The 19747-nt window shown below is 59.7% G+C and carries 15 protein-coding genes and 4 pseudogenes; 8 read left to right on the forward strand and 11 right to left on the reverse strand.

Features of this window, described 5'->3' with window-relative positions:
• Positions 1-600: cytochrome c biogenesis CcdA family protein (locus tag B4968_RS20805; protein ID WP_083101158.1), on the reverse strand; the 600-nt coding region annotated here is incomplete at its 3' end.
• 93 nt (positions 601-693) lie between these two features.
• On the opposite strand from B4968_RS20805, the gene B4968_RS20810 reads away from it, so the two are divergent.
• Positions 694-951 carry a sulfurtransferase TusA family protein gene (locus B4968_RS20810; RefSeq protein ID WP_083101159.1) on the forward strand — a complete coding sequence of 86 codons (258 nt, stop codon included), beginning with the start codon at positions 694-696 and terminating at the stop codon, positions 949-951.
• A gap of 143 nt (positions 952-1094) precedes the next feature.
• On the opposite strand, the gene B4968_RS20815 is transcribed toward B4968_RS20810, so the two are convergent.
• The 7 genes and pseudogenes from B4968_RS20815 to purC all read right to left on the reverse strand — a co-directional run bounded on the left by B4968_RS20815 (position 1095) and on the right by purC (position 10268).
• Positions 1095-1484: a nuclear transport factor 2 family protein gene (locus tag B4968_RS20815; RefSeq protein WP_241525900.1), complete on the reverse strand. Its 390-nt coding sequence runs from the start codon at positions 1482-1484 to the stop codon at positions 1095-1097.
• A gap of 132 nt (positions 1485-1616) precedes the next feature.
• A pseudogene (locus B4968_RS20820) lies at positions 1617-4691 on the reverse strand (Rne/Rng family ribonuclease).
• A gap of 627 nt (positions 4692-5318) precedes the next feature.
• Positions 5319-6655 (reverse strand): annotated as a pseudogene (locus B4968_RS20825) (sigma-54-dependent transcriptional regulator).
• Positions 6656-6683: 28 nt separating this feature from the next.
• Positions 6684-8456: a sensor histidine kinase gene (locus tag B4968_RS20830; RefSeq protein ID WP_083101160.1), complete on the reverse strand. Its 1773-nt coding sequence runs from the start codon at positions 8454-8456 to the stop codon at positions 6684-6686.
• 36 nt (positions 8457-8492) lie between these two features.
• The gene (gene purQ / locus B4968_RS20835; RefSeq protein WP_083101161.1) at positions 8493-9161 is read right to left on the reverse strand and encodes a phosphoribosylformylglycinamidine synthase subunit PurQ; all 669 of its coding nucleotides are present in this window, start codon (positions 9159-9161) and stop codon (positions 8493-8495) included.
• The gene (gene purS, locus B4968_RS20840; protein WP_083101162.1) at positions 9161-9391 is read right to left on the reverse strand and encodes a phosphoribosylformylglycinamidine synthase subunit PurS; all 231 of its coding nucleotides are present in this window, start codon (positions 9389-9391) and stop codon (positions 9161-9163) included. Before purS ends, purQ begins: the two co-directional genes overlap by 1 nt.
• A 115-nt stretch (positions 9392-9506) precedes the next feature.
• Entirely contained in the window at positions 9507-10268 is a 762-nt protein-coding gene (purC, locus tag B4968_RS20845) for a phosphoribosylaminoimidazolesuccinocarboxamide synthase (RefSeq protein ID WP_083101220.1), read from the reverse strand.
• Between the two features lie 341 nt (positions 10269-10609).
• Between purC and B4968_RS20850 the strand changes: the two genes are divergently transcribed.
• The 4 genes and pseudogenes from B4968_RS20850 to bmt all read left to right on the forward strand — a co-directional run bounded on the left by B4968_RS20850 (position 10610) and on the right by bmt (position 14267).
• Positions 10610-10924, forward strand: a complete 315-nt coding sequence (locus tag B4968_RS20850; RefSeq protein WP_083101163.1) for a DUF1476 domain-containing protein — start codon at positions 10610-10612, stop codon at positions 10922-10924.
• Positions 10925-11103: 179 nt separating this feature from the next.
• Entirely contained in the window at positions 11104-12897 is a 1794-nt protein-coding gene (locus B4968_RS20855; protein ID WP_241525901.1) for a phosphatidylglycerol lysyltransferase domain-containing protein, read from the forward strand.
• A complete protein-coding gene (locus tag B4968_RS24930; protein WP_241525902.1) occupies positions 12840-13049 on the forward strand; it encodes a hypothetical protein in 210 nt (69 codons plus the stop codon). Before B4968_RS20855 ends, B4968_RS24930 begins: the two co-directional genes overlap by 58 nt.
• Before the next feature lie 196 nt (positions 13050-13245).
• Positions 13246-14267 (forward strand): annotated as a pseudogene (gene bmt, locus B4968_RS20860) (betaine--homocysteine S-methyltransferase).
• Positions 14268-14405: 138 nt separating this feature from the next.
• Here bmt and B4968_RS20865 read toward each other — a convergent pair.
• Positions 14406-15488: a PA0069 family radical SAM protein gene (locus B4968_RS20865; protein WP_083101221.1), complete on the reverse strand. Its 1083-nt coding sequence runs from the start codon at positions 15486-15488 to the stop codon at positions 14406-14408.
• A 223-nt stretch (positions 15489-15711) separates the two neighbouring features.
• On the opposite strand from B4968_RS20865, the gene B4968_RS20870 reads away from it, so the two are divergent.
• Positions 15712-16410 (forward strand): corrinoid protein, encoded by a 699-nt coding sequence (locus B4968_RS20870; RefSeq protein ID WP_083101164.1) that lies wholly within the window; start codon positions 15712-15714, stop codon positions 16408-16410.
• A gap of 1 nt (position 16411) precedes the next feature.
• Positions 16412-17164, forward strand: coding sequence for a DUF1638 domain-containing protein (locus tag B4968_RS20875; protein WP_083101165.1), 753 nt, complete (start codon positions 16412-16414; stop codon positions 17162-17164).
• An 83-nt stretch (positions 17165-17247) separates the two neighbouring features.
• On the opposite strand, the gene B4968_RS20880 is transcribed toward B4968_RS20875, so the two are convergent.
• Positions 17248-17661: a SufE family protein gene (locus B4968_RS20880; RefSeq protein WP_083101166.1), complete on the reverse strand. Its 414-nt coding sequence runs from the start codon at positions 17659-17661 to the stop codon at positions 17248-17250.
• Between the two features lie 138 nt (positions 17662-17799).
• On the opposite strand from B4968_RS20880, the gene B4968_RS20885 reads away from it, so the two are divergent.
• Entirely contained in the window at positions 17800-18315 is a 516-nt protein-coding gene (locus tag B4968_RS20885; protein WP_162843581.1) for a hypothetical protein, read from the forward strand.
• A gap of 217 nt (positions 18316-18532) precedes the next feature.
• Here the strand turns inward: B4968_RS20885 and rnd are convergent.
• Positions 18533-19690, reverse strand: a pseudogene (gene rnd / locus B4968_RS20890) (ribonuclease D).
• Positions 19691-19747: the final 57 nt, after the last annotated feature.

Consider the following 19747-nt stretch of genomic DNA (forward strand, 5'->3'; position numbering starts at 1 on the left):
CACCATAGAGCGGTTGAGGAAGATTGCGGCCAACAAGAAAGGCACGCCGAGCCCCAGCGCATAGATCCCCAGCAATACAGTGCCACGCGCCACCGAGGCCTCGGAGGCGGCCAGCGACAAGATCGCCCCCAGCTGCGGCCCGATGCAGGGCGTCCAGCCAAAGGCAAAGGCCAGCCCCAGAACATAGGCGCCAAGCACAGAGCCTCCGGCCTGCCCTGTATCCATGCGGGCCTCACGGTCCAGAATAGGAATGCGAAACACCGACAAAAAATGCAGACCAAAGATGATCACGACCACACCAGAGGCCTGCGCAAACAGCTCTTGGTTTTGCAACACGAAGGCGCCAAAAACCGAGGCGGTGAATCCCAGCAGCAAGAACACAGTCGACAGCCCCATGACAAAAAACAGGGCCGACAGGATCACCTTACGGCGTGCCGAGGCCGTCCCCTGCATCTCGCCAATAGAGACACCGCTCATATAGGCAAGATAGGGCGGCACAATCGGCAACACGCAGGGGGACAAAAAGCTGACAAGCCCGCCCAGGAGCGCCACGAACATCGCAGGGAGCAGCCCTGCGTCTATGATCTCGATTCCAAACATATCTTCCCTTAGACCACTCGATGGCAAAGGTCACGGGGGCCCAAGGTCACAACCTTGTGGACAGCGCGTGACGAGGGCCTTATTTGAGATCCCATGACTGATCACGACCCTGCCTTTGCTGACCACCCGGATGCTTCACTAGATGCCATCGGACTGCTCTGTCCCCTGCCCGTTCTCAAGGCGCGCAAACGGCTAAAGTCGCTTGCGCCGGGGGCTGTTTTACAAATGCTAGCCGATGATCCCGCCGCTGTGATTGATGTGCCGCATTTCTGCGCTGAAGCGGGACATGAGTTTCTGGGTCAGATCGCACAGGATGACCACCAAATCTACCGGATACGCAAGGGCGGCTAGCCGAGGCAAGCTGCCTTCCTGTGACATTGCTCAGCGGGCGAGATGCCTGTCACCACATGCCAGCCCAGGCGCAACCCTTTGATGTCTCCACTGCAGAATCGCCCCCAAATAACTCACCAGTTTTGGAGCTGTTTCCATCTTTCTCACCCCGTCATTTCAGGCGTGTCCTGACTAAAGACATTGACCCAGCTCTGCCCCGCACGTTGCCAGATTGAAGAGACATACATGGCCTCCTCAACCCCGGCACCTGCCCGGGTGAAACGGGCGTGATATGACAGGCACACATAGTCTGGCCCAAGCTGCAGCAAGCGCGCCTGCGACAAAAAATGCGACGCAATTGAGGGCCCCTGTTTCAGCTGGTCCAGGTGATCCTGACGCGCAGCAAATCCGCTTGGGTAGACGCCCAAAAAATCCGGGTGCAGGGCCTTTTTGTCCGCTGCCATGTCCCCAGATATCAAAGCCTGCCAGACGCTTTCTTCCAGCGCCAAAATTTCGCTCAGCATACCGGCAGGACTGGTCTTGTCTTTGCTCACGTTTCTAAATCTCCTGAGCTATTCACCTGTGATTGGGCCATTAGCCTGTGGCCAAGGTCACGGAGTTCTGGCCCGGGTCACGACGACCGCCCCAAAGAAAAAGGCGGACCCTAAGATCCGCCTTCTTATCTCTTAGCCTTTTGACCACCAGCCTCGGCGTTTCGGTTTTGGTGGAGCCTCCGGCTCTGCTGCAGCACCTGCCAGCACGGGTTCTGGCGCCGCCTCTGGCGCAGGGGCTTCCACCTCTGCCACCGCAGCTTCTGTAACCTGAGGGGCGTCAGGCTCAGCGGTATCAGCAGACTGAACGTCATCGCCAGACGGGGTCTCGTCGACCACAGCCGAAGCTTTTGGAGCCCCTTCGGCCTCCGCAGCATTGCCTGCAGCGGCATCAACTGGGGCGGCTTCTGCCACAGCTGGTTCCGCAACCTCAACCGGTGTCTCTGCAGCGCTTTCTGCTGCAGGCGCAGGGGCTGGTGCAGGCGCATCCTCAGAGGCGACGGTCTCAGCGACAGCCTCGTTGTTGGGTGAGGTCTGTTCTGCAGCGGCTCACTTGTGCCCGCCACCTCAGCAGGGGCCTCAGAGGCATCAACGCTCGACACTGTTTCGGCCTCAGCTGTCACAGGTTCAGCTGTCACAGGCGTTTGATCAGAACTTGCCGCGGCCGAGGCAACAGCCGTCACGTCGCTCTTCTTAGAGCGCGAGCGGCCGCCACGAGTGCGGGTCCGGGTGCGGCTTCGAGACGGCTTCTTGTCTTCAGATGCCCCCTCTTCCGCAGCCTCGCCAGTGGTTTCACCTGTGGCCTCAGCATTAGTCTCGCCAGTGGTCGCAGATTTGTCACTCCCAGCCTCGGCACCCGAGGTCTGGGATTTATCATCCCCGTCCTCTTCAGAGTTTTCGCTACCATTGTTCGACTTACGCCGACGCCGACGCCGACGCTTGCGCTTGGGCTTGTCTTCGCCATTGGTTTCTGCATCGTTCTCAACCTCTTGAGCTTCGCTCACATCTTCTGCTGCGAGTTCTTCCTCGTCAGTCTCGGCTTCTTCGGCATCAACCTGTGCCATGATCGATGTATCGACAGACACGACAGGCGTTGGTGCAACCGCAACCACGCGGGTGGCCGTCTTGAGCTTTTCAAGCGTGAAGTCAGGGCTCACCAGATGCGCATCGCCTTCGATGCGAACCGACAACCCATAGCGGGCCTCGATCTGGGCGATGTGCTCGCGCTTTTGGTTCATCAGATAATTGGCAATATCGATGGGGCAGCGCACCAGAACCTCACGAGAGCGACGGCGGGTGCCTTCTTCCTCGATTTGGCGCAGGATCGACAGGGCCAGCGAGTCATCAGACCGGATAAGACCGGTGCCGTGGCAATGGGGACAAGGTTTGGTGGTGGCCTCGATCATGCCAGGACGCAGGCGCTGACGCGACATTTCCATCAAACCAAAGCCCGAGATACGGCCCACCTGAATGCGCGCACGATCGGTCTTCAGCTTGTCTTTCATCCGGTTTTCAACGGCGGCGTTGTTTTTACGCTCATCCATATCGATGAAATCGATCACGATCAGACCAGCGAGGTCACGCAGACGCAGCTGGCGGGCAACTTCTTCGGCGGCCTCCAGGTTTGTGTTCAGCGCGGGCTCCTCGATCGACGACTGTTTGGTGGCACGACCAGAGTTCACATCAACGGCCACCAGGGCCTCGGTGGAATCAATCACGATATAGCCACCCGAGCGCAGCTGTACGGTCGGGTTGAACATGCCGGACAGGTAGCTTTCAACCTGGAAGCGGGCAAAGAGCGGCAGGGTTTCCTGATAATTCTTCACGTTCTTGGCGTGGGACGGCATGCTCATTTTCATGAAGTCCTTGGCGATGCGATAGCCGCGTTCGCCTTCGACCAGCACCTCGTCGATCTCACGGTTATAGAGGTCCCGGATAGACCGTTTGATCAGATCACCTTCTTCATAGATCTTGGCGGGGGCGACGCTTTTCAGTGTCAGCTCGCGGATCTGTTCCCACAGGCGCTGCAGGTATTCGTAGTCGCGCTTGATCTCGGCCTTGGTGCGTTTCGCACCGGCGGTGCGCACAATCAGGCCTGCGCCGGTTGGCACGTCGAGTTCGGTTGGATGTCTTTCAGTTTTTTGCGGTCCACGGCATTGGTGATCTTGCGGCTGATGCCACCACCGCGCGCCGTGTTTGGCATCAGAACGCAGTAGCGACCGGCCAGCGACAGAGAGGTTGTGAGAGCGGCGCCTTTATGCCACGCTCTTCTTTGACGACCTGAACCAGCAGAACCTGGCGCACCTTGATGACTTCTTGGATTTTGTAGCGACGGGCACGCGGTTTACGGGCCGGACGAATGTCTTCGATATCGTCTTCGTCAGCCACAGATTCGATGCTGTCATCTTTTGAGCTGGCATCAGCGCGCTCAGAAGACTCTTCGCCGTCATCGCTGTTGTCGGCCTCACTTTCGGGAGCCTCTTTGTCGGCAGTCGCATTGTCTGTTGTCGCGTTTTCGCCGGCATCACCGGATGCGGCCTCATCACTCGATGCGGCCTCGGCTGCGTCCTTGGCAGAAACGTCTTCCAAAGAGTCAGGCTCTTCGACGGGCGTTTCAGCCACAAGCTCCATTGGCGACGCCCCTTCGGGAACCTCCGCCAGCTTGGCCTCATCGCTTTCGACCTCATCAACAAGGTCAATCGTCTCCATACCGGCGATTTCCTGCACTGCAGGGGTCTCAGCGACCTCAGGAGCCGCGACACCCTCAGCTGCAGCCTCGGCCTCAGCCGCCACTTCCTTGGTCTCAACCGCATCACCCGAGGTGATCTTGGACGCCTTGGAGCGCGAGCCTTTTCGGCCACGCGAACGAGACCGGGAGGGCTTTGCCTCTTCTTCATCATCACGGGCCCGCAGCGTTTCCGCATAGGCACGTTCTTCTTCCATCAGGGCTTCGCGGTCCGCGACAGGGATCTGGTAATAATCGGGGTGAATTTCCGAGAACGCCAGAAAGCCGTGCCGGTTGCCGCCATATTCCACAAAGGCCGCCTGCAACGAAGGCTCGACCCGTGTGACTTTTGCCAGATAAATGTTGCCAGCTAGCTGGCGTTTATTCTCGGATTCAAAATCGAATTCCTCGACCTTGTTTCCGTCGACCACCACGACGCGGTTTTCTTCCGCGTGGGTGGCATCGATAAGCATCTTCTTTGCCATGTTTCCTTAGTGCACCTGCCCTGCGCAGACGCAAGCCCTCCCGGTCCGGGGGGTCGCGCATGTATTGGGGGGTGTCTTGTCAGGGCGATCTGGGACGGCGCACAACAGGAGATGGCCCTGGAACTTACGTCCGGTCCTCGTGCCTGCATGCTCTTCGCTCGCGCGCGCGTCATCGCGTTTCTTCTCCGACAGGTCGGGAGGGCCCGTTGCCTGCCTTGTTATTCCTCTTTGATTGTACAAAGGATTATACAAAGAGGCGCTTAGCTGCTCCGATGTAATTTCGGAGCCAATCGGTCTGTCTCATGTTTTTCGGTTCATGCCGGTGTCGGATCATGCCGGAAAAAAGCGCGAGACAGCGAAACTCATCTTGAATGGGGCGCCGGTCGTCTGACGTCACTCCACTCGCTCACCATAAGACCAGCGCAGAGGCAATGACAATGGGCATTCGTCATCTGGGCTTGGCCGAACGGGCGACAATATGGGTAAAACGCGAAATGATGAATGAATGGTTGATGATTTGGCACTTTCCCGGCGTCAATCGAACCATCCCCAGGCCAAATCCCTGGATTCGGCTAACAAATGCCCCTTACCCACAGGAGGGCCTCTCCTGTGGGTAACCTTGAGCCTTTAGCCGAGATAGTCGGAACGCTGCAGTGCGTATTTGGCCATCTTCTCGTTCAGCGTGCGCCGGGGCAGGCACAGCTCTTCCATCACGCTGGCAATCGATCCTTTGTGGCGGCGCATGGTATTGTCGATCAACATGCGCTCAAACGCTTCGACATATTCTTTCAGCGGCTTTCCTTCGGTGGTCATCACCGGCTGCATTTCCTCGTGATCCGACATCAAGAGCGACGCGATTGTGCCAGAGCCACGGCGGGCCTGTAGCACCGCGCGCTCGGCCACGTTGATCAGCTGACGCACATTGCCCGGCCAGGGCGCCTGCAACAGCTGCGCTGCCTCCTGCGCTGTGACCTGTGGCGCATCACAGCCATACTCTTCGGCAAATTGTTCACAAAGCCGGGTAAAAAGCGTCAGGATGTCTTCGCCGCGCTGGCGCAACGGCGGCACGATGATCCGCAGCGCCGCCAGACGGTAAAACAGATCAGGCCGCAGCGCGTCCTCGCAGGTCTTGCCTGCTTCCTGCAGATTAGAGATCGCAATGATCCGCGTCTCCCCCGGCATGCCCTGCTCATTGATGGCGCTCAAAAGCTTCGCCTGCAAGGGCTCGCTCAGCGCCTCGATCCCCTCAAGAATCAGAGTGCCACCACGGGCCTCTTCCAGCGCGGGCAACAGGCTGTCTTCGGGCTGCATCGGGCCAAACAAGCGCTTGGACAGCGCCTCTTCTTCCAGTGCCGCACAGGAGATCAGCACAAATTTCTTGCCAGCCCGGCTGCCCACCGCGTGCAGCGCATGCGCCACAAGGGTCTTGCCGGTGCCGGTCTCACCGTCTATCAGCACATGGCCATCGGCCTGGCCCAGATCGAGGATATCTTCCCGCAGACGCTCCATCACCGGGCTCATGCCAATGAGCTTTTTCATGATCTGGCTGCCATCCGACAGCTCGCGGCGCAGTGCGCGGTTGTCCAGTGTCAGACGGCGGGCGCCGGTGGCGCGCTTTGCAAGTTCTGACATACGGTCCGGGTTGAACGGCTTTTCCAGAAAATCAAACCCCCCACCCCGCATCGCCCAACCGCCATGGGTACATCCCCGTGGCCGGTGATCATGATCACCGGCAGGCCACTGTCGCCGCCCATCAGCTTTTTGAGGAACTGCATGCCGTCCATGCCGGGCATCTTGATGTCGGAGATGACGATGCCCGGATAGTCCGGCCCCAGCTCCTTGAGCGCATCTTCGGCGCTGGCAAAGGTTTCGGTGTCATAGCCCGACAGCGCCAACCACTGGCTGATCGACTGGCGCATGTCCTGCTCATCATCAACAATTGCGATTTTCATGGCCTGTGCCATTTGGCCCCCCTTCTACATATCCGTACCGCTACTGCGCGGCCTCAACACCGTCCACCAGGATCGGCAATTGCATTGCAAACACGGCTCCGCCGTTTTGCCCATTACGGGCCGAGAGCCTGCCGCCTAGGTCGTTGACGATCCCAGAGGAGATGGCAAGCCCCAGTCCGACCCCATCCCCCGCCTGTTTGGTGGTATAGAAGGGGTCAAAGAGGCTGCCAAAATCCTCAATCCCGACGCCATTGTCGCGCACCGTCAGTGTTGCGGTCTCACCGGCGGCCAACAGGATCTCAACCTCGGGATCCTCTACTGATTTGGTGGCATCCAGTGCATTGCGCAAGAGGTTGACCATACCCTGCTTCAGACGCATCCGGTCTGCCATGACAAAAACCGGGTCATCAGGCAGGATCCGGGTGATTTTGACGTGGCGCTGACGCAGTTGCGGCTCCATCATCGACAGGCTGGACGCCAGCGCATCGCCAAGGTTTACAGGGCTGAAACTGTCGCCGCCCTTGCGGGCATAAGATTTGAGCTGCCGGGTGATCGCCCCCATGCGCTCTATCAGATCATCAATGCGGCCAAAGGAGGCCAGCGCCTCGTCGGGCCGGTTGCGATTGAGCAAAAGCCGCGCCCCGGCGAGGTAGGTTTTCATCGCTGCCAGAGGCTGGTTCAGCTCATGGCTGACAGCGGCCGACATCTCGCCCAGGGCTGCCAGTTTAGAGCTCTGCGCCAGGCTTTGTTCGGCCACAGCCAGGGTCTTTTGCATGCGCTCGCGCTCGGCGATTTCCCGCTGCAGGCGGGCGTTCAATACGCGAAGCTCCGCCGACTCGCGCTGAAACAGCGCCATCCGCAGCGCCGTCTTGCGGCTAAGCGCATAAAAGGCCCGCGCCAGCAGGAGGGCGAATCCCATGATTTCAAGTGCCAGAACCGCGTTCACCTTCTCGCGGATCGAGGCATAGGTGGTAAACGAGGTCATCCGCCAGCCCTGAAACGGCACCCGGTTTTCCAGCCGCATGACCGCCTCGCCCTGCAGATAGGCATCGGGGGGCAGCGTGCTCCAGTCTGCCGTGGCGCGAAACGCCCGCTGGATCGCCCCCTCGGGGGTCTGCAGCTTGACCGCATCGCTCTCTTTCAGGCCGCGCCAGCGCGCCTCGGTCGCAAGCACGATATTGCCGGTGCTGTCGGTCACCAGCACCGCATCCGAAACACCGGCCCAGGCGCGCTCAAACTTGCGCAGGTCCACCTCAATGACGATCACCCCCAGCAGGCCAGAGGTGTCGATGACGCGGCGCGAATAGGTAAAGCGATAGCCGCCCACCTCACGCTTGATCACCGAAAACACTGTGGATTTTGCCCGGGCCGCATCGACAAAATAGGCTGCATTGCGGTGGATTTCCCCCAACCGGTTGCGATTTGTCGCCGCAACCGTGCGCCCATCGCTGGCCATCAGCATGATAGACGCGGCCCCGATTTCGTCGATAAACGAGATCAGCCGCTGGGTGGACAGAGAGAAATCCTGGCTTTGCAGCGCCGCAATCAGGGCCTGATCCCGCGCCAGCAGCTGCGGCACGATGGCATGGCGGCGCAACTCGCTCACCAGATTGCCAGAATATAATGCCAGCCGCAGCTCACCGCGATTGCGGGTGCTGTCAGTAAAGCGATGGGTCAGCTGCTGATTGGTCACCCAGACCGTTGCCGTGGCCACAGCCATAAACAGCACCAAGGCAAGCCGTGCCTGCCAGGGAATAGTCCCTGACCGCTCCGGTTTGGCAAATAGGTGTTTGGAGTCCTGCGGCGCAATCATAGGAAAATCCTAGAGCTGCCACCGCAAGAGCTCAAGTCACGCTGCCGCGACAATCCCGGCCAATGCGCGAAAGACTGCCGTTCCATCGGTGCCACCATGACCTTCATCCGCCGCCCTCTCCGGGTGCGGCATCATGCCCAGAACCCGGCGGTTTTCCGACAGGATCCCGGCAATGTCATCGACAGAGCCATTAGGGTTTTGCCTGTAGGTAAAGGCAAAGCGGTCCTGATCTTTCAGGGCGGCGATGGTTTCGGCATCGGCAAAATAGTTGCCGTCGTGATGCGCAATAGGAATGCCAATGACATCGCCTTTGGCGTAGCCCTGAGTAAAGACGCTGTCGGCAGTCGCCACCTCAAGATCAACGGTGCGGCAGATGTATTTCAGCCCCGCCTTGCGCAGCAAGGCCCCTGGCAGAACGCCGGTTTCGGTCAGGATCTGAAACCCATTGCAGACCCCCATGGCGTAGCCGCCGCGCTTGGCATGTTCCACCACGGCCTGACAGATCGGCGACTGCGCCGCAATGGCGCCGCAGCGCAGATAGTCACCATAGGAGAAGCCACCGGGAACCCCTACGATATCAATACCTTCTGGCAGCACGCTGTCCTTGTGCCAGACCATGGAGACATCAAAACCGGCCCGTTCAAAAGCCACGGCCAGATCGCGATCACAGTTGGATCCGGGAAATACGACGACGGCTGCTTTCATCACTGAATCTCGATGCTGTAGGATTCAATCACAGTATTGGCGAGCAGCTTTTCGCACATCTCGGTCACGTCAGCCTCAGTGGCGCCTGCGGCCAGATCAAGATCGATCACCTTGCCCTGACGCACACCTTCGACCTTGTCGAACCCCATGGCGCCCAATGCATGACGCACTGCCTCGCCCTGCGGATCCAGAACCCCGTTCTTCAGCATTACATGCACCCGTGCCTTCATCGTGTCTTTCCTCAGGTTCGATGGGGCCAGACCTGCGGCCGCGCCCTTTGCAGAAAATTTGGTAGTGCCTGCCCCCGTCACACCAAAAAGGAGCAGGCCAGAGTGTTACAGCAGATCAGTTCACCAATGTTGGCTTGCTGGGTGCTGGTGGATTGTTTGGCATCACGCCCAGGCGCCGTGCCACTTCGCTATAGGCATCCGTCAGGCTGCCAAGATCACGACGGAACACATCCTTGTCGAGCTTTTGCCCGCTTTCAATGTCCCACAGGCGGCAGCTGTCGGGGCTGATCTCATCGGCCACAACCAGGCGCTGGAAATCGCCGTCATAAACGCGGCCGATCTCGATTTTGAAATCAACCAGACGAATGCCAACGGCCAGCATCACGCCAGACATAAAGTCATTCACCCGCAGCGCCAGGCTGAGGATATCGTCCATATCCTGCTGACTGGCCCAGCCAAAGGCGGCAATATGCTCTTCCGTCACCAGAGGGTCGCCAAGTGAGTCGTCTTTGTAGCAGTATTCCACGATGCGGCGTGGCAGCTGGGTGCCCTCGTCAATGCCAAGCCGCTTGGACATGGAACCAGCAGCATAGTTGCGCACGATCACTTCCAGCGGAATGATTTCACAGGACCGAACCAGCTGCTCGCGCATGTTCAGCCGCTTCAGGAAATGTGTTGGAACCCCGATCTGGCCCAGACCCTGCATGAAATACTCACTGAGCAGGTTGTTCAGAACGCCTTTGGCTTCGATCACTTCGCGCTTTTCTGCGTTGAAAGCGGTGGCATCATCCTTGAAATACTGCACAATGGTGCCCGGCTCGGGACCTTCATACAATGTTTTGGCTTTGCCTTCGTAAATCTTTTTGCGACGTGCCATGAGGAGCCTTTCGAGGTAAAGGCCGGAATCCCGACCCGGTTTCTTGTCGCTCTCATAGTGCAAGGGGTGCAGTGCTGCAAGCACAGCAGAGCCCCGCAAGGCAACACAAAGGGCGTTATGTGACCGTTTCAGTCGGTTTGACCACCCTGCAGATGACAAAACCGACCCGCACTATGAGCGCAGCCTCGCCCTTTTATGCCATAGCAGGCCCGGCGCCAGGCCGCTCTTCTGGCACAAAACCCGGCATAAAAAGGCTGCGGCATGCCTTGCACCACCCTTGTTCCACACCAGCTGCAACCCCATATTAACAATCACGCATCTGTTTAAAGGGAAGGAATGACATGACGACATTTAGCGACCGCGAGCAGGCTTTTGAGGCCAAATTTGCCCATGATGAAGAATTGCGTTTTCGGGCGCAGGCCCGGTGCAACAAGATCCTGGGGCTTTGGGCGGCTGAGCTTTTGGATCTGAGCGGTGATGCGGCAAAAAGCTACGCTGCCACCGTGGTTTCCGCGGACCTGCAGGAACCTGGACACGAAGATGTTGTGCGCAAGGTTTCCGCTGATCTGAAAGGGAAAGCCACGGACGAGGTTATCCGCGAAAAGATGGCCTTGTTTTTGCGCCAGGCCCAGAAAGAGATTCTGGCAGAGACTTGATGCCGGACATCCCCCGGGGGCAATACCGGGACCAACACTGGGGCCAATACTTAGGGCAATACTTAGGTCAATACTGGGGCCAGGAATTCGCTCCTACACTGCGCTGCAATTAGCGCCGCGAAAACCTGCGGTTGGTATGCTGACTTTTCTGCCCCTATCGGGCCAGCAAAAGGATCAGGATGCAGAGCCCCAAACACCCAACCGCAGGACACATTCTCCAGCTCGCCCGCCTGTCCGCCCCCTTTGCAATGGCCGCCCTGTGCCTCTGGGCGCTGTCGACGCGCATAGAGCTGCCCTCGGCCTCTGAAATCTGGGCCCTGCTGGGCGGGCTTAAACTGTGGCAATGGCTTGCCGCCTGTGTCGCAACAGCGGTCAGTTTCTGGGCTCTGGGGCGCTATGATTCCGTCGCCCACCGCCACCTGCAAACTGGCCTGGATGGCCCGCAAGCCCGCAGGGCAGGAATGGCTGCGATCGCGTTTTCCCAGCTGGTTGGCTTTGGCCTGTTCCCCGGTGCCTATGCCCGCTGGCGTTTGGTTCCGGGGCTGACGGCCATGCAGGCCGCGCAGCTGACTGGTCTGGTGGGCCTCACCTTTATGGCGGCTTTGGCCGTGATTTGCGGCGTGGCAATGCTGATGGTTCCATTGTCGCCCTGGTTCACCCCAGTCGGTGGGATCCTCGTGGCAACTGCGCTTGGCGCGACCGTCCTCAGCTTTCTGGCGCCTACGCTGTCACTGGGACGGCTGAACCTGCGCTGGCCCTCGCTGACGGCTATGGTGGCCCTGTCTGTCTGGGCGCTGATCGATGTTCTCGCGGCGGGCTCCGCCCTGTGGGTGTTGCTGCCCGGCATGCTGGATATCCCCTGGAGCACTCTTGTTGTGGTCTATCTTATCGCTTTGGCAGCCGCGATTCTGTCCTCGGCGCCGGGGGGCACAGGCCCGTTGGAGTTGATGGTCTTCACCCTCCTGCCGGCGCAGGACAGCACCGGCTTGCTGGCCGCGCTGCTGGCCTTCCGGCTGGTGTACTATGCCCTGCCGGCGGCGCTCTCCTGCGCCATGATGCTTATGCCGCAGCGCCTGAAAACCATGCGGGCACCGGTGATTGATCCGGACCTTCTTGGCGCCCGGCGCGCATCAGCTTGCGCCCTGCAACACCAGCGTCCCTGTGCCGAAACCGGTGTTATTCGTCAAAACGGCGGTCACGTACAGTCTTTTGGCTTCAACCAATTGGCCCTGCTCGACAGCCCGCAGATCTCGGTGGCGCTGCTTGACCCCCTGGTGGGAGAGCTCCGCGAAACCCTTGCGCCCTTGAAACGCTATGCCCAGCAACGCAATGCAACCCCTTGTATTTACAAGTGCTCCGCACGCAACGCCCTAGCGGCGCGTCAGGCTGGCTGGGCTGTTCTGCGTATTGCCGCCGAGGCCGTCCTCTCCCCCGCCGCGTTCAACGAGGCCGGCTCACACCATCGCCAGTTGCGACGCAAGCTGCGACACGCAGAAAAGTCAGGACTGACAGTGCTGCCGGCACCCACCAATCTGCCGCTGGCGCAGATGGAAGCGCTGGACAAGCTCTGGCAAGAGCAGCACGGCGGCGCCCGTGGCACCACAATGGGCCGGTTTGAAGCCAACTATCTTGCCACGCAACGCGTGTTTCTTGCCTGGCAGAACGACCGCATCATCGGGTTTATCAGCCTGCATGTCTCAAAGGCGGAATGGTGCCTGGACCTTATCCGCATCTGTCCGAATGCGCCGGACGGCACGGGACATGTGTTGCTGCGCGCCGCCATCAGCGCCAGCGCCGAAGAGGGTATTGCCCGCCTGTCCTGGCTGCGGTCCCCGATCATCGCTATGCAGCCCGGATGGATTCGGGGCTGCGCCGGTTCAAAGCCTGCTTTGCACCAACCTGGGAGCCGCGCTACATGGCCTGCCCCAGCTGGAGTGAAATGGTCATTGCCGGGCTTGAAATGGCCCGCCTGATCAACCGTCCCGGAAAAGTTCTGCCTGCCTCAACGGCTCTGAACCAAAGCGTCGTCGCTGCGGGCAGCTTTGCCACCTCAACTGCTGAGGCCGATCATGAGGACGCAGGCTGGGAGGATGCGCTGCAAACTCCCGGCGCGCGCGCCTCATAGCTGTTGCGCACGTAGCTCATAATCAACTTGAGGATTTTGCATTTGCCCTCACGCCCCGCTCATGACACAGCACGTGGCAACGTCACCTTCGCCTTTTGGCCAGCTATCCGGCCAGTCGTACAGCCAGTCTCACAGCCCGTCTTACGGCCAATCCCCGGCGCATCACTCGCCTCTTCTTTCTGACAGGACACATTCAATGAACACTTTCTTTGCCGAGTTTCTTGCGCAAAATGACGTCTTGCTGGCCGATGGCGCCACAGGCACCAACCTCTTTAATATGGGGCTGCAGTCCGGTGATGCGCCCGAACTCTGGAACACGGATGAGCCCAAAAAGATCATGGCGCTCTATCAGGGCTCGGTTGATGCCGGGAGCGATCTGTTTCTGACCAACAGCTTTGGTGGCACCGCCGCCCGGCTCAAACTGCATGACGCCCAGGGACGGGTGCGTGAACTCAACCGCGCCGCAGCCGAGTTGGGCCGCGAGGTGGCAGACAAATCCAGCCGCAAGATTGCCGTTGCTGGCTCGGTCGGGCCAACCGGTGAAATCATGCTGCCCGTTGGCGAGCTGAGCCATGCCCTCGCGGTCGAGATGTTCCACGAACAGGCCGAGGCTCTGAAAGAGGGTGGCGCAGATGTGCTCTGGGTTGAGACCATTTCGGCGGCAGAAGAGTTCCGCGCGGCAGCCGAGGCCTTTGCACTGGCGGATATGCCCTGGTGCGGCACCATGAGCTTTGACACCGCCGGGCGCACCATGAGGGGCATTACATCTGCAGATCTGGCCAAACTGGTCGAAGACCTGCCCAATCCGCCGCTGGCCTTTGGGGCCAATTGTGGCACCGGCTCGTCAGACATTTTGCGCACCGTGCTGGGGTTCGCCGCCAGGGCACAGAACGCCCGGTCATCTCTAAGGGCAATGCTGGTATTCCAAAATACGTCGATGGCCATATCCACTATGATGGCACGCCAGCGCTGATGGGCGAATATGCGGTGATGGCGTGCCATGCCGGTGCCAAGATCATTGGCGGCTGCTGCGGCCCCATGCCAGAGCACCTGCGCCACATGCGCGAAGCACTGGATACCCGTGCGCGCGGCGACCGCCCCAGCCTGGAGAAAATTGTCGAGATCCTCGGCCCCTTCACCTCAGCGGGTGATGGAACCGGTGCGGATGCAAAAGATGCCAGCGAACACCGCACCCGTCGTGGCCGCCGTCGCGGCTGATCCAGGCTGAACCAGGTCGGCTCAGGCTGATCCAGACCGGCCCTGCCCGCGACCCTGATGGCAGGCCGCCGCGCATGCAGTCACATGCGCGGCAACGACTGCGCAACACTCGGCCAATAGTGTGCTGATCTCTGCATCTTAATCAAACAGCCCCAGCTGGTCGCCCCGCTGGGGTGGCCGCTGAAACAGATCGCAGCGCAGCTCAGACGTCCCCGTCTTCAGCCCCAGACGCCTGCAGGCTGCCTCAAAGCGGCGTCCAATCATGCCGTCATATTCCCCCTCGCCCCGCATGCGCTGCCCCCAACGTGGATCATAGTCGCGCCCTCCGTGCATTTCGCGCAGCCGCGCCATCACCTTTGCCGCCCGCCCCGGCTCATGCTCTGCCAGCCAGTCCTGCCACAGCTCTGAAACCTCGCGCGGCAAGCGCAGCATGATCCAGCTGGCCGCATCCGCCCCCGCAGCAGCCCCGGCTGCCAAAAGCGCCTCCAGCTCATGATCGGTCAGCCCCGGAATCACCGGCGAGGTCATAAGGCGCACAGGCACGCCAGCCGAAGACAACCGGTTGATCACCGCCAGCCTGCGGGCCGGGGCTGGGGCCCGTGGCTCCATCCGGCGTGACAGAGCCGGATCCAGTGTGGTGACCGAGATGCCCACCCGCACCAGTCCCCGACTGGCCATATCAGACAGGACGTCCAGATCGCGCTCGATCAGCGTGCCCTTGGTCACAATAGCCACCGGATGATTGAAATCGCGCAAGACCTCAAGGCAGGCGCGGGTGAGGCCATGATCGCGGTCGCAGGGCTGATAAGGATCGGTATTGGTGCCCATGGCCAGAGTAGCCACCCTGTAGCGCGGCCTGGACAGCTCCTGACGCAGCACCTCAGCCACATTGGGGCGCGCAATCAGGCGGGTTTCGAAATCCAGCCCCGGAGACAGACCGAGATAGGCGTGGCTGGGCCGGGCAAAACAATAGATGCAGCCGTGCTCGCAGCCCCGGTAGGCGTTGAGAGAACGGTCAAAGGGCAAATCCGGCGAGCGGTTATAAGAGATCGCGCTGCACGCCTGTTCCAGCCGCACCTCGGTGGGAATCACCGCAGCCGGGAGATCCTGTTCCCAGCCATCGTCGATGGCATCACGGCCCAGATCAAAGCGACCTGGCGCATTGCTGAGGCTAGCGCGGGCTTTGCGACGCAGGGTCGGCGGGTGAATCATCTGTTCCATAAACCCACTGTGACAGTGATTTTGGAACATATGAAGAACAAACCCGAAAAATCGAAGATTTCCTTGCGAATTCTTCATTATCAATCTGCTATTTTTCGCCCTATAGGTCGGTCTGGACAAAGGCAATGTCGCAATTATTGCAGTCTCGCAGCGACAATATGGCCCAATAGTCGGCAGAACGAGGCCACGCCGGGGAATCCCCGCCCACTCAAGGAATAGGCGCATGTCAGAAGAAGAAGATATCATCCTGGCGGAACTGGACGACGAAGAACTTGTCCAACAGATGTTTGATGACCTGTATGACGGAATGAAGGAAGAGATCGAAGAAGGGGTGCAGATCCTTTTGTCTCGCGACTGGGAGCCCTACAAGGTTTTGACCGAAGCGCTGGTCGGCGGCATGACCATCGTTGGCGCCGATTTCCGTGACGGCATCCTGTTTGTCCCCGAAGTGCTGCTGGCTGCCAATGCGATGAAGGGTGGCATGGCCATTCTGAAACCCCTGCTGGCCGCGACCGGCGCGCCGCGTATGGGATCTATGGTGATTGGCAACGTCAAAGGCGACATTCACGACATCGGCAAAAACCTGGTTTCCATGATGATGGAAGGCGCCGGCTTTGAGGTCGTGGATCTGGGCATCAACAACCCGGTTGAGAACTATCTGGAAGCGCTGGAAGAACATCAGCCGGATATCCTGGGCATGTCTGCCCTGCTGACCACCACCATGCCCTACATGAAGGTCGTCATCGACACGATGATCGAACAGGGCAAGCGCGACGACTATGTTGTTCTGGTTGGCGGCGCGCCGCTGAACGAAGAATTTGGCAAGGCCATCGGCGCTGACGGCTACTGCCGTGACGCAGCCGTTGCCGTTGAGATGGCCAAGGACTTTGTTGCGCGCAAGCACAACCGGATGAGCGCCTGATTTGGCACGCAAAGGACGTGCAGCGCGCTTGACCGAGCGGGCTGCATTTCGTCCCCCCAGCAACCAAACCAGTGAGCGAAAACCCGACGCAGCCCCTGTTGGCGAACAGGGTTTAGCCGCGCCTGAGAAACAGCCCGGCCGCATCCTGTTGATTGCCTGCGGCGCACTTGCGCGTGAGATCCTTGCCATCAAGGAAATCAACCGGCTGGATCACATTGATCTGACCTGTTTGCCGGCAAAACTGCATCTCTACCCGGATCAGATCACCCTTGCCGTTGAAGACGCCGTGCTGCAGCATCGCTCCCGCTATGATCAGATCTGCGTCGTCTATGCCGATTGTGGCACCGGCGGCACCCTGGCGCAGAAATGTGCCCAGCTAGGGGTCGAGATGGTGGCCGGGCCGCATTGCTATTCCTTCTTTGAAGGCAACGATACTTTTGCGGCTCAGAGCGACGCGGGCGAAATCACAGCCTTTTATCTCACTGATTTTTTGGTGAAACAGTTTGATGCCTTCATCTGGCGCCCCATGGGGCTGGACCGGGCTCCTGAGCTGCGCGAGATGATTTTTGGCAATTATACCAAGCTGATCTATCAATCGCAGCTTAGCGACCCTGACCTTGTGGAAAAGGCGCGCGACTGCGCCAGCCGCATGGGCCTTGCGTTGGAGCACCGTCACACCGGCTATGGCGAGTTGCAAACCACGATAAAATCCTGGGCAAAAACGCCGCCTGCCCTGCAGGGCGAAACGCTCTAGGCCCCCTGTCCCAGACCTGCGGCACTGGTGTTTTGCGGCCTCTCAGGCCTCATTGACCTCTTTGGCCTCTCTCGCCTGCGGCTTTAGATCTGCGCCGCTGCAGTCTCGCGGATACGTTCAATCATCGCCCGCACCCCATTGGACCGCTGGGCCGACAGATGTTCGTTCAGCCCCAGACGTTCAAGCTCGGCCCGGGCATCCACCGCCAGGACCTCGTCCAGGGTGAGGCCGAGCTTGTACAGGCAGCGCAGCACCGCGATGAGGCCGCGCACGATAAGTGCGTCGCTTGCGCCATCAAAGTGAAAGCGCCCCTCCTCGATCACCGGATGCATCCAGACCTGACTGGCACAGCCATCGACCTTGGTTGCAGGCACCTTGAGAGCCTCTGGCAGTGGCTCCAGCGCCTTGCCCTGCTCGATCACATGGCGGTAGCGGTCTTCCCAGTCCTCCAGGAATTCGAAGTCTTCAACGATCTCTTCAAATGCGGCGCTGGCCATGACCGGAGTCCCTCTCAGCTGTGTCGTAAATCAACAGTGCTGCACCTATGCCGCCTGCCCATGTTTTTCAACAGCTTTTCAAGCGCCGCGCAATCGGGTAACCACAATCAAACAGACTTAAAAGACGGGCGGGACGACATGCGCAAATCCTTGGCACTCATCTTGGCGGGCACGCTTGTACTTGCGGGCTGTGGCGGCTGGCGGGACTCACGCGGGAACCCGGGCAACTGGTTCGGAAATTCGAAAACGGCACCGGTCCCGGGCTCGGCTGACCCCAATGTAAATACGCTGATCCCACAGCGCAGAGCCAAAAGCATCTTTGCCCGCGCTGAGAAAGAAGACCTCAGCGTTCCGGTGGCACAGATCAGTCAGTTGCGTGTTGAGCCAACCCAAACCGGCGCCATTATTCATGTGACCGCCATTGCCGAACGTCAGGGTGCCTACAAAATAGATCTGCGCCGCCTGCCCGACGCGGAGGCCGGCACGCTCGAATATACCTTTATGGTGCTCTACCCGGAAGCCGCCACCGCGACAGGCACACCGCACAGCCGCACAGTGCAGGCGGCCGTCACCGTGAGCGACCAAGACATGCAGGGCATTCGACTGATCCGGGTGAGCGGCGCTGAGAACGCCCGTGAAACCCGCCGTCGCTAGGCCAGGCGTTCTCAGTTTCAGCTAAAATCAACACCGAAAACAACAAAACGCCCGGGGCACGCAGCCGCCGGGCGTTTTGTTTTGAGCCCACGTTTTCTTTTGTGTCTGTCGCCCAGCGCCTCTTTGCACCAAGCAGAGCAACAAGGCTGAAAGCATCGCGCCTGGATGTGCAGCAGAGTAAGTACAGCGTGACAGGGTGCCTTAGCGTGACAGGGTGCTAGAGCGTAACGACCTTTACCGATTGTCCCTTGGCCGCAAGGGCGATCTCGCCATTGCACAGGCGCAGCGCGTCCTCGCCAAAAACCTCATGGCGCCAGCCGGTCAGAGCGGCAACATCGCGTTCCCCGGCGGCAATGGCATCCAGATCCGCGCTTGGGGCAATCAGTTTGGCAGCAACCCCCGCAGATTCGGTTTTGGCCTTCAGCAGCACCCGCAACAGATCGGCAAGCGCCGGGTTAACCTGCATCTTGTGGCGGCTGCGATCGACCTTTGGGTGTTTGTCAGCGGGGCAGTTTATCCCATTGGTAACAGCCTGCAAAATACCATCGGCAATGGCGCCCTTACGGGCCTCGCGCAGCAGCAAGCGAGAGCCACCAAGATCCGCACCGGTGCGCGGCTTGGTCGAGGCCAGCTCGACCAGCGCATCATCCTTGAACACCCGGTTGCGCGGCACATTGTTGGTCTGGGCATAGTCCTCACGAAAGGCTGCCAGCTCACGCACCACAGCCAGGAATTTCCCGGAGGAGGTGCGGGATTTCACCCTCTGCCACGCATCTTTTGGCTGAATATCATAGGTGGACGGGTGGGTGAGCACCTGAAGTTCTTCGGCAACCCAGTGCGAGCGGCCGCTGCGTTCCAGATCGGCGGCCAAAAACTCATAGACATTCCGCAAATGCGTCACATCCGCCAGCGCATAGGCCTGCTGGGCCTGGCTCAGCGGGCGGCGGGACCAGTCGGTAAAGCGAGAGCTTTTGTCGACACCCTCTTTGACGATTTTGCGCACCAGAGTCTCATAGCCGACCTGATCACCAAAGCCGCAGACCATGGCGGCAACTTGTGTGTCAAACAGGGGCTTGGGAAAGACATGCGCGTCGACCCAGAAAATCTCGAGATCCTGACGCGCGGCATGAAAGACCTATACCACGGCCTCGTCGCGAAACAGGGTATACAGCGGCTCAAGCGACAGACCATCAGACAGCGGATCCACCAGCACGGCATCCGTCTCGCCATCGCCGGCAAATGCCAGCTGAATGAGGCAGAGTTTGGAATAATAGGTGCGTTCGCGCAAAAACTCGGTGTCGACCGTCACGTAGGGGTGTTTTGCCGCCTCTTCACAAAAGGCCTGCAGCTCGTCGGTGGTGGTCAGAGTTTTCATATATCACGACTTTTCTGGTATTCTACAGTGGTTGGCTGCGCATGGTGATACGCCTTT

The organism is Pseudophaeobacter leonis (assembly GCF_002087335.1).
In the GTDB taxonomy this organism is placed as follows: Bacteria; Pseudomonadota; Alphaproteobacteria; order Rhodobacterales; family Rhodobacteraceae; genus Pseudophaeobacter; species Pseudophaeobacter leonis.

Coding starts and splice junctions, on each gene's coding strand:
- B4968_RS20810 (WP_083101159.1), top strand. CDS start 694: ATGACTGATCACGACCCTGCCTTTGCTGACCACCCGGATGCTTCACTA.
- B4968_RS20830 (WP_083101160.1), bottom strand. CDS start 8,456: ATGATTGCGCCGCAGGACTCCAAACACCTATTTGCCAAACCGGAGCGG.
- purQ (WP_083101161.1), bottom strand. CDS start 9,161: ATGAAAGCAGCCGTCGTCGTATTTCCCGGATCCAACTGTGATCGCGAT.
- purS (WP_083101162.1), bottom strand. CDS start 9,391: ATGAAGGCACGGGTGCATGTAATGCTGAAGAACGGGGTTCTGGATCCG.
- purC (WP_083101220.1), bottom strand. CDS start 10,268: ATGGCACGTCGCAAAAAGATTTACGAAGGCAAAGCCAAAACATTGTAT.
- B4968_RS20850 (WP_083101163.1), top strand. CDS start 10,610: ATGACGACATTTAGCGACCGCGAGCAGGCTTTTGAGGCCAAATTTGCC.
- B4968_RS20855 (WP_241525901.1), top strand. CDS start 11,104: ATGCAGAGCCCCAAACACCCAACCGCAGGACACATTCTCCAGCTCGCC.
- B4968_RS24930 (WP_241525902.1), top strand. CDS start 12,840: ATGGCCTGCCCCAGCTGGAGTGAAATGGTCATTGCCGGGCTTGAAATG.
- B4968_RS20865 (WP_083101221.1), bottom strand. CDS start 15,488: ATGGAACAGATGATTCACCCGCCGACCCTGCGTCGCAAAGCCCGCGCT.
- B4968_RS20870 (WP_083101164.1), top strand. CDS start 15,712: ATGTCAGAAGAAGAAGATATCATCCTGGCGGAACTGGACGACGAAGAA.
- B4968_RS20880 (WP_083101166.1), bottom strand. CDS start 17,661: ATGGCCAGCGCCGCATTTGAAGAGATCGTTGAAGACTTCGAATTCCTG.
- B4968_RS20885 (WP_162843581.1), top strand. CDS start 17,800: ATGCGCAAATCCTTGGCACTCATCTTGGCGGGCACGCTTGTACTTGCG.